Origin of the sequence: Arcobacter sp. s6 (assembly GCF_040884245.1) — a bacterium.
In the GTDB taxonomy this organism is placed as follows: domain Bacteria; phylum Campylobacterota; class Campylobacteria; order Campylobacterales; family Arcobacteraceae; genus Aliarcobacter.
In genome coordinates this window covers 105,588-122,938 of sequence record NZ_JBEVTN010000003.1, presented here as the reverse complement: position 1 = coordinate 122,938, position 17,351 = coordinate 105,588, and the positions used below count along the sequence as shown (strand labels likewise).

17 protein-coding genes are annotated in these 17,351 nt (G+C 27.9%); 9 read left to right on the top strand and 8 right to left on the bottom strand.

Annotated features, from left to right (window positions below; translation table 11 throughout):
- Positions 1-163 precede the first annotated feature (163 nt).
- Entirely contained in the window at positions 164-1,189 is a 1,026-nt protein-coding gene (locus ABVS04_RS02605) for a cytochrome-c peroxidase (RefSeq protein WP_368029106.1), read from the top strand.
- A 43-nt stretch (positions 1,190-1,232) separates the two neighbouring features.
- On the opposite strand, the gene maf is transcribed toward ABVS04_RS02605, so the two are convergent.
- Entirely contained in the window at positions 1,233-1,778 is a 546-nt protein-coding gene (maf, locus tag ABVS04_RS02600) for a septum formation inhibitor Maf (RefSeq protein ID WP_368029105.1), read from the bottom strand.
- An 87-nt stretch (positions 1,779-1,865) separates the two neighbouring features.
- Between maf and ABVS04_RS02595 the strand changes: the two genes are divergently transcribed.
- The gene (locus ABVS04_RS02595; RefSeq protein ID WP_368029104.1) at positions 1,866-2,756 is read left to right on the top strand and encodes a DMT family transporter; all 891 of its coding nucleotides are present in this window, start codon (positions 1,866-1,868) and stop codon (positions 2,754-2,756) included.
- On the top strand, positions 2,753-4,039 hold the full coding sequence (locus ABVS04_RS02590) for a tellurium resistance protein TerC (protein ID WP_368029103.1): 1,287 nt from the start codon (positions 2,753-2,755) through the stop codon (positions 4,037-4,039). The genes ABVS04_RS02595 and ABVS04_RS02590 overlap by 4 nt, the downstream gene beginning before the upstream one ends.
- 285 nt (positions 4,040-4,324) lie before the next feature.
- Here ABVS04_RS02590 and ABVS04_RS02585 read toward each other — a convergent pair whose 3' ends face one another.
- On the bottom strand, positions 4,325-4,972 hold the full coding sequence (locus tag ABVS04_RS02585; RefSeq protein WP_368029102.1) for an NlpC/P60 family protein: 648 nt from the start codon (positions 4,970-4,972) through the stop codon (positions 4,325-4,327).
- A gap of 18 nt (positions 4,973-4,990) precedes the next feature.
- The gene (locus ABVS04_RS02580; protein WP_368029101.1) at positions 4,991-5,608 is read right to left on the bottom strand and encodes an NlpC/P60 family protein; all 618 of its coding nucleotides are present in this window, start codon (positions 5,606-5,608) and stop codon (positions 4,991-4,993) included.
- A gap of 116 nt (positions 5,609-5,724) precedes the next feature.
- Here ABVS04_RS02580 and ABVS04_RS02575 point away from each other — a divergent pair, with 116 nt between their 5' ends.
- On the top strand, positions 5,725-6,291 hold the full coding sequence (locus tag ABVS04_RS02575; protein WP_368029100.1) for a hypothetical protein: 567 nt from the start codon (positions 5,725-5,727) through the stop codon (positions 6,289-6,291).
- Between the two features lie 36 nt (positions 6,292-6,327).
- On the opposite strand, the gene ABVS04_RS02570 is transcribed toward ABVS04_RS02575, so the two are convergent.
- The 3 genes from ABVS04_RS02570 to alaS all read right to left on the bottom strand — a co-directional run bounded on the left by ABVS04_RS02570 (position 6,328) and on the right by alaS (position 10,052).
- The gene (locus ABVS04_RS02570; protein WP_368029099.1) at positions 6,328-6,897 is read right to left on the bottom strand and encodes an NlpC/P60 family protein; all 570 of its coding nucleotides are present in this window, start codon (positions 6,895-6,897) and stop codon (positions 6,328-6,330) included.
- 110 nt (positions 6,898-7,007) lie between these two features.
- Complete coding sequence (locus ABVS04_RS02565) at positions 7,008-7,487, bottom strand: hypothetical protein (protein WP_368029098.1); 480 nt, start codon at positions 7,485-7,487, stop codon at positions 7,008-7,010.
- A 9-nt stretch (positions 7,488-7,496) separates the two neighbouring features.
- Positions 7,497-10,052 carry an alanine--tRNA ligase gene (alaS, locus tag ABVS04_RS02560; RefSeq protein WP_368029097.1) on the bottom strand — a complete coding sequence of 852 codons (2,556 nt, stop codon included), beginning with the start codon at positions 10,050-10,052 and terminating at the stop codon, positions 7,497-7,499.
- A 176-nt stretch (positions 10,053-10,228) separates the two neighbouring features.
- Here alaS and trxA point away from each other — a divergent pair, with 176 nt between their 5' ends.
- The 5 genes from trxA (at position 10,229) to ABVS04_RS02535 (ending at position 14,828) form a co-directional block, all read left to right on the top strand.
- A complete protein-coding gene (gene trxA, locus ABVS04_RS02555) occupies positions 10,229-10,546 on the top strand; it encodes a thioredoxin (protein WP_172127835.1) in 318 nt (105 codons plus the stop codon).
- Between the two features lie 240 nt (positions 10,547-10,786).
- Positions 10,787-11,716, top strand: coding sequence for a thioredoxin-disulfide reductase (gene trxB / locus ABVS04_RS02550; RefSeq protein ID WP_368029096.1), 930 nt, complete (start codon positions 10,787-10,789; stop codon positions 11,714-11,716).
- Between the two features lie 13 nt (positions 11,717-11,729).
- Entirely contained in the window at positions 11,730-12,503 is a 774-nt protein-coding gene (dapB, locus tag ABVS04_RS02545; protein ID WP_368029095.1) for a 4-hydroxy-tetrahydrodipicolinate reductase, read from the top strand.
- An 11-nt stretch (positions 12,504-12,514) separates the two neighbouring features.
- Positions 12,515-13,864 (top strand): amidophosphoribosyltransferase, encoded by a 1,350-nt coding sequence (purF, locus tag ABVS04_RS02540; protein ID WP_368029094.1) that lies wholly within the window; start codon positions 12,515-12,517, stop codon positions 13,862-13,864.
- A 1-nt stretch (position 13,865) separates the two neighbouring features.
- Positions 13,866-14,828, top strand: a complete 963-nt coding sequence (locus ABVS04_RS02535) for a TIGR01212 family radical SAM protein (protein ID WP_368029093.1) — start codon at positions 13,866-13,868, stop codon at positions 14,826-14,828.
- Positions 14,829-14,856: 28 nt separating this feature from the next.
- Here the strand turns inward: ABVS04_RS02535 and ABVS04_RS02530 are convergent, their stop codons facing one another.
- Together ABVS04_RS02530 and ABVS04_RS02525 are read right to left on the bottom strand one after the other, a co-directional pair.
- Positions 14,857-16,380 carry a bifunctional GNAT family N-acetyltransferase/carbon-nitrogen hydrolase family protein gene (locus ABVS04_RS02530; protein ID WP_368029092.1) on the bottom strand — a complete coding sequence of 508 codons (1,524 nt, stop codon included), beginning with the start codon at positions 16,378-16,380 and terminating at the stop codon, positions 14,857-14,859.
- A gap of 18 nt (positions 16,381-16,398) precedes the next feature.
- Positions 16,399-17,295 (bottom strand): LysR family transcriptional regulator, encoded by an 897-nt coding sequence (locus ABVS04_RS02525; protein WP_368029091.1) that lies wholly within the window; start codon positions 17,293-17,295, stop codon positions 16,399-16,401.
- Positions 17,296-17,351: the final 56 nt, after the last annotated feature.

Sequence of the window (17,351 nt, the reverse complement as noted above, 5' to 3'; positions counted from 1 at the left end):
ACAAAAAATATCCTATTAAATTCCAATAAATCCCTTTAAATAGGACATTTTTTATCTACTATTATAAGTAAAATTTATAAAAAAAATCATAAAAAACTATAAATTTAATATTCAATTAATAATTATTATCCTAAACTTAAAATTATAATTTAAGGAGTTTAATATGAAATTAGTAGTTTCTTTAGCGGTTTGTGTTTTAGGTGCAAGTTCTTTATTTGCTAATACATCTTTGATTGAAAAAGCTAAAACAAATGGTTTACAAGCTATTCCTTCAAGTGAAGTTGAATTAATGAAGTTAATTGATGATAAAAAAGATCCAATTACAAAAGAAAAAGTAGAACTTGGAAAAAAACTATACTTTGATCCAAGGATTTCTAAAAGTGGAATTATCTCTTGTAATACTTGTCATAATTTAGGATTAGGTGGTGCAGATGGTATTCCTGCTGCTATTGGTCATGGTTGGACAGCAAATCCTCATCACCTAAACTCTCCAACTGTTTATAACTCTGTGTTCTTTAAAGCACAATTCTGGGATGGTAGAAGTCCTCACTTAGCTGATCAAGCTCAAGGTCCAGTTCAAGCAGGTCCGGAAATGGCAGCACCTCCATCACTAGTTGAGCAAAGAATAAACTCAATTCCTGAGTATGTAAATGAATTCCAAGTTGCATATGGAAAAGATGTGAAAGTTGATTTTGCAAAAATTACAGATACTATTGCAACTTTTGAAAAAACTTTAGTAACTCCATCTAAATATGATAAATTCTTAAATGGTGATGATAATGCATTATCTAAAGAAGAAAAAGAAGGATTAAATACTTTTATTGATAAAGGATGTGCTTCTTGTCATACTGGTATTGCTTTAGGTGGAACAATGCAACCATTTGAATTAGCTGCTAAATATAAATTTACTGCTGTAGGTGACTTTAAAGGTGATGCTCAAGGTATGGTAAAAACTCCAACTCTTAGAAATATCACAGAAACAGCACCATACTTCCATAATGGACAAATTTGGGCTCTAACAGATGCAATAAAAGAGATGGGATCTGTTCAATTAGGAATAAAAATTTCTGATGATGAAGCTAGTAAAATCTTGACGTTCTTAAAAACATTAAAAGGTGATAAACCAGCTATTTCTTATCCTCAACTTCCAGAATCAACAATAGATACTGCAAAACCTGAATCTAACTAAAAGATTATGGGATTTTTCCCATAATCTTAATTTGAAAATATATTTAAAGAAAAAAACTTAATTTTTCAACGCATAAACCCATAGCCGTACTTTCATAGCCTTTAACATTTTTTATATAAGGTTTACAAAATCCTTCAACCATAATAGCACCTGCTTTTCCAAAACATTCACCTGAATTTAAATACTCTTGCATATGCTTTTTACTAAAGGGTAAAAATTCATATGTTGTAATAGAAATATCAATAAGTTCTTTTTCTTTTGATTTATAAATCATACAAGTAATTACAGAAGTTTTATTTCCACTTTGAAGTTCTAGCATATTTCTTGCATCGTCTAAGTTTTTTGCTTTTCTTAAGAGTTTACCATCACAAGTTACAACTGAATCAGCTACTAATAAAGGCATATCTTCAATTCCATATTTTTTATATAACTCATCAAACTTACCTTTTGTAGCATCATAACAAAAAGATTTTGGATTTGTAGTTTGAATTGAGTCTTCATCAAATTCGCCACCATTTTGAATAAAATCAATTTCAAAATTTCTAAGAATTAGTGCACGAGTTGGAGAATTTGAACCTAATCTAATCAATTTAAGCCTTTTTTATTTAGATTATACTCAATTTGTATATAATAACTTTTTAAAAAAATACAATAAATTATAAAAGAAATTAATTAAATGAAATATTATATATTCTTAGTTTTAGCGGTTTTATTTTGGTCAGGTAATTTTATATCTGGAAGATATATCTCAAATAGTATTGAACCCATGCAATTATCATTTTATAGGTGGTTTTTTGTTTTAGTATTATTATTACCCTATATATTTATGAACTATAAAAATTTAATTATTGGATTTAAAAAAGACTCCTTGCTTTTAGTTGTTTTTGGAGCATTTGGAATTGCTGGATTTAATACATTTTTATATTATGGTTTACAAACAACAACAGCAACAAATGCACTTTTAATTAACTCAAGTACCCCAATTTTTATAATACTTATAACAAGTGTTATCTTTAGAATTGCAATTACTAAAATACAAATATTAGGAGTTGTTCTTTCCACATTGGGAGTTTTGTATCTTATATTAAAAGGTGATATAAATCATATTTTAGAATTACATTTCACTCCTGGTGATTTGTGGATAATAGCAGCTGCACTTGATTGGGCTATTTATTCAGTGTTATTAAAATTTAAACCAAAAGAGTTGAGTTCATTTGATTTTTTAACTATTACTACTATTATTGGTGTTATTATTCTGTATATTGCGTTTGTATTACAAGGTTATAAAGTAGGATTTAGCTTTTTATCAAATAAAGATGTATTATATTCACTTATTTATATAGTAATCTTCCCTTCAATACTATCTTTTTATTTTTGGAATATGGCAACTATTGAATTAGGGGCAAATAAAGCTGGTCAATCTGCTCATCTAATGCCAATTTTTGGTGCTTTCTTAGCTTATATTTTTTTAGATGAAGTATTAGAATTTTATCATATAATTGGAATTATTTTAATTGCAATTGGAATATATTTAACAATGTTTTTTAAAAGAGGTAATTTAAATTGAATAGATCAAATTTTGCAGGGATATTAATCTTTTTATCATTTATTCTTAGTATATATTCATATTTTTTCCAAAAAAATTTATTAATAGTATCTGGTTTATTTGCTTGGATTGCTTTTATATTATTATTTTCAAGTTTAAAAAATAAGAAGTTTCTTTACACACTTTTTGCTTTAAGTTTTTTATCATTTGCAATTTGTATTATAAATGGTTATAAAATTGACTTCTATAAGGTTTTTACTGTAAATCAATACTTAATAACGCTTTTAATTGCAGTTGGTTTTTTAAGATTAATAGCCACTCCTAAAATAGCAAAAATAAAAGAATTACCACAGGGTGAAAGTTCATTTTTAAAAACATATTTAGGTGTACATCTTTTTGGTTCAGTAATTAATCTATCATCACTTATATTAGTTGCAGATAAAATGTATAAAAAAGCATCCTTAAGTAATACTCAGATTGTTTTACTCACAAGAGCATTTGCAAGTGATGCTTATTGGTCTCCTTTTTTTGTAGCTTTTGCAGCTGCGATTACTTATGCACCAAAATTAAATACACTAATAATAGTTTTAAATGGAATTGTTTTAGCATTAATTGGATTTATAATTACATATATTGAAGTAAAAAAGAATAAAAAGTTTAATTTAGCTGAATTTAGAGGTTATCCAATTTCTTTTGATACAATTTATTTACCTATACTTCTAGCTTTTTTTGTTTTACTTACACATACATTCTTCCCAAATATAAAAGTTATAATTTTAATATCGCTATTTTCATTTCTATTAACTATTTTTGTAATACCACTTAAATATAGTTATTTAAAATCTAAAATAAAATTAAAAAACCATATTTTAGAAGAATTGCCAAAAATGAAAACAGAATTATCTTTATTTTTAGTTGCAGGTATGTTCGGTATTCTGGTAGGCTCTATTCTTTTAGGATTAAATCTTAAACTTCCTTTTGAAATTTTTGATTGGTTTATAGCTTCCATATTACTAGGAGTATTTATAATATTAGGATTTGTAGGAATTCATCCAATTATTACAATTGCAATCATTGGAGATTTTTTAGGTGGAGTTAATCATACTTTATTAGCAATTACATTTTTAATGGCTTGGTCAACGACAGTTTCAACTTCGCCTTTTTCTGGATTAAATCTTACTATAGTGGCTAGATATAATTATGATGCAAAAGAGATTCTTATCTTAAATATTTTTTATGCAATAAAAATGTACTTAGTTTGTACATTTTGTCTATTTTTATTATCAAAATATTTATTGATGTAATAAAATCATACAATTATCATATATCTTTTGTAGAATTAATTCAAATAAGGCTTAGCGTATTTCATTTGTATCCTTTCTGCTTCCTAAGTTATAAATTATTTGCGTTACCTTATTTATTATAAATCTCTTTCTATATTCTATTTTTTATATAAATCAATCAATTTTTCTTATATTATGTGATTTAATTTTGATGTTTTAATTTAAGGGATTGTGAAGTTTAATTTGCTTGGAATAAAGTTTAAAAATGGAGACTTAAAAAAGTCTCTTAATATTTAGAAAGAAGAATTATTCAATAATTCTTCTAGAAGTCCAGTAGTTCTTTTTATAAAAAGGTTTATCAAGACTTGTATATTTAACACCTTTTATTGAAGAGTGTAAGAATTTACCATTTCCAACATAAACACCAACATGTCTATCTGTTTTTCCTGTTTTAAAGAAAACTAAATCTCCAGGCTGTAAGTCTGATTTTGCTACTTCTACCCCTTCATTAACTTGAGTTCTTGTAGTTCTTGATAACTCTATTCCAAATTTATCTTTATATATTTTTTGTGTAAAAGCAGAGCAATCTATGCCGCTCTTTGATTCTCCACCCATTTTATATTTTACATTTTTCCATTCATTATAAAAATCTGTAAAAGCTTGTTTTTTAACTGGTGCTTCAATATTATTTGAAGAAGTAGCAGTAGTAGTTTCTTCTTTATCTTCTGTTAATATAAGTTTTTTGTACTCATCAGGTGTAATGATAGGTTCATATTTAGCAATAGGTTTGTTTTTTACTTTTTGATTCTTTGACTCATATAAGCTTTTGTATTCATTATATGTAAGAGTTATTTCATTTGTTTTAATTTCATTAGAGTTCACTTGAACATCTTTATTACTACATGCTGTAAATAGTAAAACTACAGGTAAAAGTAGAAAGGTTTTCTTGGTCATTATTACTCCTTGAGTTAATTAATTTAATATTCTTTTGGCTTTCCAGTAATTCTTAGCGAAGTAAGAATTGTCTAAGTCAGAAATAGTTACACCGTTACTTGTTGATGCATGCATAAATTTACCATTTTCCATGTAAATTCCTACATGTTTAGTTTTTCCAGTTTTGAAAAAAACTAAATCACCAACTTCTAATTCATCCTTGCTTACTTCTTTACCAACTTTCGCTTGTAACAAAGTAGTTCTAGGCATTTCTAAAGCAAGTTTCTCTTCAAAGGCTTTTTGAATAAAAGCAGAACAATCAATGCCAGTCATTGACTCTCCTCCTAATTTATATCTTACACCTTCCCATTTAGCATAGAAATCATATAAGTCACTATTTAAATTGTGCTTGGGTTCTATAAAACTTGAATAATCGTAATTTTCAAAAGTTTCATTTTCAGCTTGAGTTGTTGGGTTTGTTTTGTATTTATTATACTTTAAATCTTTCTGATTTATTGTATTTTCTAATGAAGCACTTCTAAAAGTAGAATTTGAATTGTTATCTGATATATCTATAGCATCTTCTATATTTTTATATGAACACCCGGTAAACAGGTAAATACACATAGATATTATTAGTAAATTTTTAAAATTCATACGAACATTAGCTCCTCAAAGACACAATTTTTTTCTTATATTAGTAGAAAATAAAAAATATGTCAAGTCTTAATTGTATTAGGAGTATAATATTTTTTTGTTTAAAAGGATTTATTATGAGAAATTTTTTTGTCATTTTTATATTAAGCCTATTAATTTATGGCTGTAATTCAATTAATCATTTTGATAATAATATTGAAAAATTTAATGGAATTATAAAAAAAAATACCTCAGATTCTTGTGCAATTTCTTCATATATATCTAATATAAATGATAAAGAATTTGGTAGATTATTTAGTGAATATATTTATTTAGATAGTTCATGTTCATGGAATAGTTTTCAAAGGGGTGATTTTGAATATTTATTAAAATCAACTTTAAAACTAAAATCTATGAAAGTTGTTGAAAGAGTAGATTATGAAAATTATGAATTTACTACATATATAATAGATGATAAATATTATGTGGATTTAATATATAAATACTCAACATATGAAGATTTATTTATTTTGGATTATGAAGGAAAATATTATTCATTATTAAGAACAAAATTTGATAAAACATACACTAATAGATATATAGATAAATTAAGATTTAAAAGTGATTATTCAAAAAGCTTAGTTAATATGAATTTTATAAATTCATATTTCTCAAGAGAAAGAGAAACTATGTATGATAAGTAAAAAATGAAGATTTAATTTAAATCTTCATTCTTTTGTTTAATAAATTATTCTTTGTGCTTTCCAATAATATTTGTCAAAATAAACATTATCTAAATAAGAAATTGTAACACCAATACTTGTTGAAGCATGCATAAATTTACCATTTTCTAAATAAATTCCCACGTGATTTGAACTTGAACTAGTTTTAAAAAAAACTAAATCACCCATTTCAAGTTGTGATTTATCTATTTGCATTCCTGCATTAGCTTGAGAATCTGTTGTACGAGGTAAAACTATACTAAAGTTATCTTCATAAGCTTTTTGTATAAATGAAGAGCAATCTATGCCACTTTTAGAATTACCACCATATTCATATTTTACACCAGACCAATCTTTATAAAATTCTATTAATGCGCTATTTAAATCTGTTTGTTGAGCTTTATTAAAATCTACATATTTTTTATTCAAAACATAGTTATTGTTTTTTAGCATATTTAAATATCTCTGTTGAAGAGTATTTTGAGTGTTGTTATTTCTATAATCAATATTTTGATCTTCATATTTTTGAGAACAACCTGTAAAAATGATAATTGAAAAAATAAATGTAAGTAAAATTCTAAAATACATAGTTTTAAGTCCTAATATTAAAGTATATTTATTATGATAAGAAAAAATAACAATTATGTCAAGTTAGAATTTAATATCTTAAATAAAGATTTATTTAAAATAAATCTTTATTAAAATCCTCTAAGAGTTATTCCTAAAAAGATTGCAATTAATCCTAAGATTATATTTGCAGGTATAAAATAAGTTGCAATTGGAAGTAAATTGTTTTTTGCATTTGCAAAATCACCATTGTTAAAAGCTTTTTGTGCTTTATTTCTCTTTATATATATAGTTATAAAGATTACAGTCATTATAGACCATATAGCTTCTTTTATAATTACTATATTATAAAGTTCAGTACCTTTAAATCCAAGAGCTATTATCATTATAATAGCAGTAATTAGAAGAACCAAGATAGCAGGAATAACCATATTAAAAAATCTTCGTAAATTTTCTAAGGTTCTTCCTAGTTTTATTTTAGGCTCTTCAATCTCTTGAATAGAGTAATGTACAGCAAATCTAATTGCTATCATTCCTCCTACCCAAATTACAGCAGAAATAACATGTAAAAAAACTATTAAAGATGAAAAACTATTAAATAATTCAGTCAAAATTATTTCCTATAAGTTTTCTTTAGCATACGCTAAAGCTGCAATTTTTGCATCTTCAACTTTTGTTACATCTTTTCCACCAGCTTGTGCGAAGTCAGGTCTTCCTCCTCCACCACCACCAACAATTGGAGCAATATTTTTAATCCAATCACCAGCTTTTATTTTTGTGTTTTTACTTCCTGCAACGATTAATACTTTGTCATCTTTTGCTTGTAATAATAAAATAGCTAGTTTTTCATTTGCATTTTTCATATCATCAACAATTTTCTTTAAATCACCATTTTCAACAATAGCTACTACAACTTTTGTATCGCCAATTACTTCTTCATTAATTGGTGCACTTGTTTGACTTTGTGCAGTTTCTAATTCTTTTTTAAGATCTTTGATTTGATCTTTTAATTTTTTGATACCTGTGATTACATCATTATTTTTTATTTCAGATTTTATTTCATTCATTGAATTTATAATATCTTTAGTATATGCAATAGCAGCAGCTCCACAAACAGCTTCAATTCTTCTAACACCTGCACTTACACCTGATTCTTTTACAATATAAAAACTTCCAATATCAGCAGTGTTTTTTACATGAGTTCCACCACAAAATTCAACAGAAACATCAGAGAAGCTTACAACTCTTACCATATCACCATATTTTTCACCGAACATAGCAATAGCACCTTTACCTTTTGCTTGTTCAATTGGTAGTTCTTCAACATTTCCTGCAATTCCTCTTGCAATCATAGAGTTAACTAAATCTTCAACTTCATCGATTTGTTCATTTGTCATAGCTTTTGGATATGTAAAGTCAAATCTTAATCTTGATGCATCATTTAAAGATCCAGCTTGAGATACAGTTTCACCCAAAACCATTTTTAATGCACTTTGTAAAAGGTGAGTAACACTGTGATGTTTTGCAACTTCATATCTATTTACAACAACTGCGTCAACTGATTCACCTTGATTTATATTTGAGTGCTCAATTTTTACTTTTGATAGATTTAATCCATGAAATTTTGATGTATCTTCAATAATTGCAATATGCTTATTATCTTCTAATGCTCCAATATCACCATTTTGTCCACCACTTGTAGCGTAAAATGGAGTTTTATCCAACATTACCCATCCACTAGAACCTGCGTCTAATGTTTTAACTTCTTTAAAGTTTTTATCTAATAATGCAAGAATTTTTGACTTATAAGTGATATTATCATAACCTACAAATTCATTAATTCCATATTTCTCAATTAATTGCTTGAAATCACCTTCATTTGCCGTGTCTCCACTACCTTTCCAAGCAGCTTTTGCCATTGCTTTTTGAGCATTCATTAATTCATCAAATTTTGCTATATCAACTTTTAATTCTTTATCTCTTAACATATCTTCTGTTAAATCTAAAGGGAAACCATAAGTATCGTATAATTTAAAAGCAATTTCTCCTGAGAAAACTTCTTTTGTATTTGCTAATTCTTCATTAAATAATGACATACCTAATTCGATAGTTTTAAAGAATCTATCTTCTTCTAATGTTAATTGCTCTTTTATGAAGTTTTTATTTTCTACTAATTCAGTGTAATGTCCACCTAAAATAGCTATTAAAGTATCAAGAAGTTTTCCCATGAATGGTTTTCTAAATCCTAATAAATAACCATGTCTAACAGCTCGTCTAAGAATTCTTCTTAGAACATAAGGTCTTCCTTCATTTCCAAATAAAATACCTTGAGAAAGCATAAATGAAGTTGCTCTTAAGTGATCTGCAATTACTCTGTATGAACCAATATTTTCTTTAATCGCTTTTTTACCAGCTAATTCTTCAATTTTTTCAATAATTGGTTTGAAATTAGATGAATCAAAGTTATTTAATACACCTTCTTTTATTGCAATAACTCTTTCAAGTCCCATTCCTGTATCAATTGATGGTTTTGGTAGTGGATTTAGTTTTCCATCAGCTGTTCTTTCGTATTGCATAAATACTAAATTCCAGATTTCTAAAAATCTATCTCCATCTCCACCCATTTTATCTTCAGGGCTATTAAAGTGTTCTTCACCTTGGTCATAGAAAATTTCACTACAAGGACCACAAGCACCTGTATCACCCATTGCCCAGAAATTATCTTTGTCACCAAATCTAATAATTCTACTTGGATCAATATATTTTGTCCAAATATTAAATGCCTCGTCATCACTATCATGAACAGTTACCCATAATTTTTCAATAGGTAAAGCTAAATTAACAGTTATGAATTCCCATGCATAAGCAATTGCATCATCTTTGAAATAATCACCAAATGAAAAATTTCCTAACATTTCAAACAAAGTATGATGTCTTGCTGTATAACCAACATTCTCTAAGTCATTATGTTTTCCACCAGCTCTAATACAAAGCTGACAAGAAGTTGCAGTTGGATTTGCAGGTTTTGGGATTGCACCTGTAAATATATCTTTAAATTGAACCATTCCTGCATTTGTAAACATCAATGTAGGATCTTCTGGAACTAATGGCATTGATGATATAATATCGTGCCCTTTACTTTTAAAAAACTCTAAATATTCTTTTCTGATATCCATAAATTTATCCATATTAAATTAAATTGACTTATTTTAACGAAATAATTATTTAGGATTGATTAGTAATAATGTAAAACTAAATTTAAGTTTTTACAAGTTATAATGATTTAGTTTAATTATATATAAGTATATTAAATAAAAATGACGAAAATCAAAATTAATAATAAGGAAATAAAATGGGAAAATATGTTGAATTAACTCCAGCAAACTTTGAAGAAGTTACAAAAGAAGGCGTATCTATGGTAGATTTCTGGGCTCCTTGGTGTGGACCTTGTAGAATGATTGCTCCAGTTATTGAGGAACTAGCTGCTGATTTCGAAGGAAAAGCAAACATTTGTAAAGTAAATACAGATGAAGAGCAAGATTTAGCAGTAAAATATGGAATTAGATCTATCCCAACTATTTTATTTATGAAAAATGGTGAAGTTGTTGATCAAATGGTTGGAGCTTCTTCTAAGCAAGCATTCACTGATAAAATTAACTCTTTATTATAATAAATACAAATACAATATAAAAGAAGGGAGGAGCATTTTGCTTCTCCCTTTTTTATTGCCTATTTTTTTAATGATAATATTCCTAATTATAATAAAATTAAGGTTTATATAAATTATTAGATGATAAAATTTATCCTCAATCTTTAGGATTTATTTAACCTAAAACTTACAAATATTTTAGTATTATTGTGGTTTTAAAAATGCTATGGATTATTCAATTTACTAAAATAAGGATTTTATATGTTAGATTTAGCGATTATCGGTGGAGGACCTGCTGGATTAACAGCTGGTTTATATTCTACAAGAGGTGGATTAAAAAATGTTGTAATGTTTGAAATGGGTATGCCTGGAGGTCAAATTACAGGTTCTTCAGAAATTGAAAATTATCCAGGACAAGCTCAAATTGTATCAGGTATGGATTTAATGGCAAATTGGCCTGAACAATGTCAAAGATTTGGTTTAAAACATGAAATGAATCAAATTACATCAATAACTAAAGATGGTGATATTTTCAATATTACTGGTGTAGATGGAAAAAAATATGAAGCAAAATCTGTATTGATGGCAACAGGTTCAGTTCCAAGACGTGCTGGGTTTAAAGGTGAAAATGAGTTTTTTGGAAGAGGAATTTCTACTTGTGCAACTTGTGATGGTTTTTTCTATAAAGGAAAAGAAGTTGCCGTTGTTGGTGGTGGTGATTCAGCTATTGAAGAGGCTGTTTATTTATCAAAAATGTGTTCAAAAGTTTATTTAGTTCACAGACGTGATACTTATAGAGCTGCTCCAAGTACAATTGAGCATATGAAAAATACAGCTAATATTGAAGAAGTTACAAATGTAACAGTTGAAGAAGTTTTTGGAGATAATAGTGGAGTTACAGGTCTAAAAGTTAAACATAAAGATACAGGTGAAATTAGAGATTTACCAACTCCAGGTGTATTTATTTTTGTTGGAAGAGATGTATTAAATGCTCCTTTAAAACAAGAAGATGGATCTTTTTTATGTGATACAAATGAAGCTGGTGAAGTTATTGTTGATTTAAAAATGAGAACATCAGTTAAAGGTCTTTATGCAGCAGGTGATATTAGAATTGATGCTGCAAAACAAGTTGTTTGTGCAGCAGGTGATGGTGCAACAGCAGCTGTTAATATTATAGAATATTTAGGATAAGGAAAAGTTATTTATGATTAAAGTAGGTATATTAGGTAGTACGGGAAGAGTTGGTTCTTTATTAATTGATGATTTACAAACTGATGAGCATGCTTGTGTTGCAGCGGTTCATGTTTTTGATAAATTATCAAGACAAGTACCAGAAGGAACAATTGTAACAAATGATATGAAAGTATTACTGGATTCTAGTGATGTTGTTATTGATTTTTCTGCACCAGCTGCTACTGAAGCACTTCTTACACAAGTTGTTGAAAATGGTGAAGGGAAACCTTTGGTTATTGCAACAACTGGATTTAACAAGCATCAACAAAATTTATTAATTGAAGCTAGTAAAATTGTACCTATTTTATATGCTACTAATATGAGCTTAGGAGTTGCTGTTTTAAATAAACTAGTAGCCCTTGCATCAAAAACATTAAGTGATTTTGATATAGAAATCGTTGAACAACATCATAGACATAAAGTTGATTCACCATCTGGAACTGCATTAACACTTGCTGAACATGCGGCAAATGCAAGAGATCTAGATTTGGACGAAGTTAGAATTTCTGGACGTGATGGACAAATTGGTGCTAGAACTAAAAATGAAATTGCAGTTATGGCATTAAGAGGTGGAGATATAGTTGGTCGTCATACAGTTGGATTATACAATGATGGTGAATTTTTAGAATTAAACCACACTGCAACTGCTAGAAATACTTTTTCAAGAGGTGCAATAAAAGTTGCTAAGTGGATTATTGGAAAAGATCCAAAATTATACTCAATCAATGACGCTTTAGGTCTATAAGGAAAATCAATATGTGCGCAATAGTTGGAATTTATGGTAATGATAATGCAGCAAGATTGGCTTCAATCGCTTTATTTGCAATGCAACACAGAGGTCAAGAAGCTACAGGTATATCATCATCATGTAATGGTAAAATTCACACAATTAAAAACAGAGGTTTAGTTTCTGAAGTTTTTAATGAAGATGCTTTAAAAATATTAGTTGGAAATATGGCAATTGGTCATAATAGATATTCAACAGCAGGTGGTGACTCTATTTTAGATGCTCAACCTGTTTTTGCTAAGTATAAACTTGGTGAAATATCAATTGTTCATAATGGAAATTTAATTAACAAAGAAGAAGTTAGACAAGACTTAATTGATAAAGGTGCAATTTTCCAAACTGGAATGGATACTGAAAATTTAATTCATCTAATTGCAAAAAATACAAAAGATAGATTAAGAGATAGAATTAAAGAAGCATTAGAGAGAACTATTGGAGCATATTGTTTTATTGTTCAAAGTAGATCAAAACAATTTGTTATAAGAGATAGATATGGTATTAGACCTTTATCTTTAGGAAAATTAAAAAGTGGTGGATACATCATTGCGAGTGAAACTTGCGCTTTTGACTTGGTAGATGCTGAATTTATTAGAGATGTAAATCCAGGAGAAATGTTAATTTTTAGTGAAGACTATGAAGAGCCTGAATCAATTCAATTATTTGAATCTCAATACAGACCATGTGCTTTTGAATATGTATATTTTGCAAGACCAGATTCTGTAATTGATGGTAAAAATGTATATAGAACAAGAGAAAATATGGGAAGAGCATTAGCAAAAAACGATGCTAATAAAAATATTGAAGTTGATATGGTTATTCCAGTTCCAGATTCGGGTGTTCCAGCAGCACTAGGTTATGCAGCTGAAAGCGGAATTCCTTTTGAATATGGAATTATTAGAAATCATTACATTGGTAGAACATTTATTGAGCCAACACAAGAGATGAGAGATTTAAAAGTTAAAATGAAGCTAAGTCCTATGAAATCATTAATAGCTGGAAAATCATTACTTGTAATTGATGATTCAATTGTAAGAGGTACAACCTCAAAAAGAATCGTTAAGATATTGAAAGAAGCAGGAGCTAAAGAAGTACATTTTAGAGTTGCAAGCCCTGAAATCAAATTTCCTTGTTATTATGGTATAGATACACCACATAAAGAGGAATTAATCTCAAATAATATGAATAAAGATGAAGTATGTAAATATATTGAAGCTGACTCTTTAGAATATTTATCAGTAGAAGATTTAGTGAATGCAATTGGAAATGATAGAAAATATGCACTTGAAAGTTTTGACGGAGATTATTTCGTAAAAGAGTAGAATGAATGAATTAAAAAATGTATTAACAATTGGTCGATATTTAAAAAACAAGTTTGGTGAAAAAGTTTATAAAGTTCCAATTTCAATATCTGGTTTTACATGTCCTAATATTGATGGAACTGTGGCAAAGGGTGGATGTTCATTTTGTGAAAATGATTCATTCAGTCCTAATCTACAAGAAAAAAAAACTAAATTTAAATTAAATCCTAGAATAAATGAAAATCCATATTTAGATAATCAATTAAAACAATTAGAAATGCAATTTAATGCAACTAAACAAAGATTACAAAATAAATTTGGTACAAAAAAATTTATAGTATATTTTCAATCTTTCACAAATACTTATGCACCCTTTGCTACATTAAAAGCATTGTATGAAAAAGCACTTAGTTTTGATAATGTAATAGGACTTAGTATTGGAACAAGAACAGATTGTGTTACTGATGAAATACTCGATTATTTAGTTGATTTGTCAAAAGACAAAGAGATATGGATAGAGTTTGGAATACAATCTTTTTATGATGAAACATTAGTTAATATCAATCGTGGTGACACTGCAGAAAATATGAGATATTGGATAAATAGAAGTAAAGAAAAAGGTTTAAATGTTTGTGGTCATTTGATTTATGGCTTACCTAAAGAGACTCAAGAAATGATGCTTGAAACATTTAGACAAACAGTTGAATTAAAAGTTGATTCTATTAAATTTCACCCCTTGTATGTTGTTAAAAATACACTATTAACAAATGAATTTAGAAAGGGTAGATTTACTCCCATAAGTGAAGAGTTATATATAGATACAGTTGTAAAATCAATAAAAAATTTACCTGAAAATATCTCTATTCAAAGAATAACAGCTGGAATTAATGATAGTACATTATTATCTCCTGATTGGTGTAGAGATAAGCATACACAAATGAAAAATATTAGATTAGCTTTAGAAAAAGAGGGATTTAATTACTAGCAGATAAGACTAGAGTTTAACTCTAGTCTTATTTTTTTATTTCGATTTCATAGATATCAGTTCTTCTATCTTTTAAATTTGTAACACTTCCAACATTATGTAATTCTTTTAATAATTCTAAATCAACGTCAGCTACTAAAATCATTTCAGTATTTGGAGTAGACTCAGCTTTTATTCCATTTGGTGGGAATGCAAAATCACAAGGTGTAAATACAGCTGATTGAGCATATTGAATATCCATATTCTCAACTTGTGGAAGATTTCCCACACAACCTGCAATTGCAACGTAACACTCATTTTCAATAGCTCTAGCTTGGGCACAGATTTTTACTCTTGAGTAACCATTTTGTGTATCAGTTAAGAATGGAACAAAAAGTATATTCATACCTTCTTTTGCTAAGATTCTTCCAAGTTCTGGAAACTCACTATCATAACAAATAAGTACACCAATTTTTCCACAATCTGTATCTATAGTTTGAATCTTATTTGAACCTGTTAATCCCCAAACTTTTTTCTCATCAGGAGTTACGTGCATTTTCGCATATTTCTCAACTGAACCATCCCTTTTACAAACAAATCCAACATTGTATAGATGTCCATCAATAAGCTCTGGCATACTTCCTGTAATGATATTGATATTATATGCAATTGCAAGTCTTGAAAACTCTTCTTTAAATTTAGGCGTGAATTTAGCAAGTTCTCGAATAGCTTCTGCTTCACCTAAATGATTAAATGCAGCCATTAATGGAGCATTGAAGAATTCAGGAAATAGGGCAAAATCACTTCTATAGTTTGATACTGCATCAACGAAGTATTCAGCTTGTTCTAAAACTTCTTCAATATTTTTGTATGGTCTTACTTGCCATTGGATTAAACCTAATCTAATAACAGTTTTTTCTGACATAGGTTTTTTTGAAGGCTTAGCATAATAAATATTGTCCCATGCTAATAATGAAGCATATTCACAACTCTCTACATCTCCTTCAAGATAATTTTTTAAAACTCTTTTTACATAAAAATCATTTGAAAGTTGAAAGTTTAATACTGGGTCATAAATTTCTCTATCTCTTACTTTTGCAATATACTCTTTTGGTGATAAAGTTTCAGAATATTGTTTATAATTTGGAAGTCTTCCTCCAAAGATAATACCTTTTAAGTTTAATTCTTCGCAAAGTTCTTGTCTGAACTCATAAAGTCTTCTTCCAAGTCTAAGACCTCTGTACTTTTTACTAACAAAAACATCAACTCCATAAAGACTGTCCCCATTATCATCATGAGTGCTAAATGTATAATTTCCTGTAATTTCTTTATATGTATGAGAATCATCAAATTTATTATAATCAACAACAATGCTCAATGCAAAACCTGCTAATTCTCCATTAATTTTTATTCCAACTTGACCTTTTGGAAATTTTCCCAATAGTGTTGAAAATTCTTCATAAGTCCATGAAGAATCATCTAAATGTTTATATTCATCATTCATTAAACTAACAATATCTTTGTGATCTTCTAATTGAAGATACGTAAGTTCTATTTTATCAATCGTACTCATTGTTTTCCTTATTGAGTTTTATTTCATTTTTAAAAGATAATCAACAACATTTTCAACAAATGCATCATGTTTTTTATCTTTTCTATAAGCAATATATAGTTTTCTTGTCATTTTCTGATTATTGATTCTTGATTCATGAAGAGCGCCTGCTTTTAAAAGTGATTCAATAGCATTTCTTGAAACAATTGATACAGTTGGAGTTGAGTTTTTATCTGAGTGTAAAACAGTTTGAACAATTGTTGTAGCACTTGTAACTTCACTTGTAACATTGAATGTATCACAATCAGGGAAATTTGCTTTTTCAAGATTTTCTTTAAAAATTAATCTTGTGTTTGATTCAGGATTTCTACATACCCATTTATATGAAAGTAAATCTTCTGCTTTAGCACGAGCTGGTAATTTTTGATTAGAAAAAATTACAATTTCATCTTCCATCCATTCTCTATAAATAATATCATCATTTGCAACATAATTTTCAACTAATGCTATATCAATTTTTTTATCTAATAAATCTTCGATTGCTTCATGAGAAACAGATACATTTATTGATACATCATTATGAATATTTTCTTTTAAATTATTTAAAAATCTTGGTAGTATATAATTACCTATAATAAATGATGCACCAAAAACAAAAGTAACATTTTTATTCATAATTTTTAATAACTCTTTTTCAGCATTTCCTACACACTTTTCAATTTTTAAAGCAATAGCATGCAGCATTTGACCTTCTTTTGTTAGTCTTATACCATTTTTCTTTCTATCAACAATTTGAACATCTAAATAATCTTCAATAAATTTCATTTGCTGTGTAACTGCTGGTTGCGAAATGCCAAGTTTTGCTGAAGCTTTCGAAAATGATTTCTCTCTTACCACTGTAAGAAAAGTTTCTAGTTTTGCAAAATCTGTAAGCATTATAACCTCCGTAAAATAAATTATGATTATCATAACATTTATTTATATATAAAATA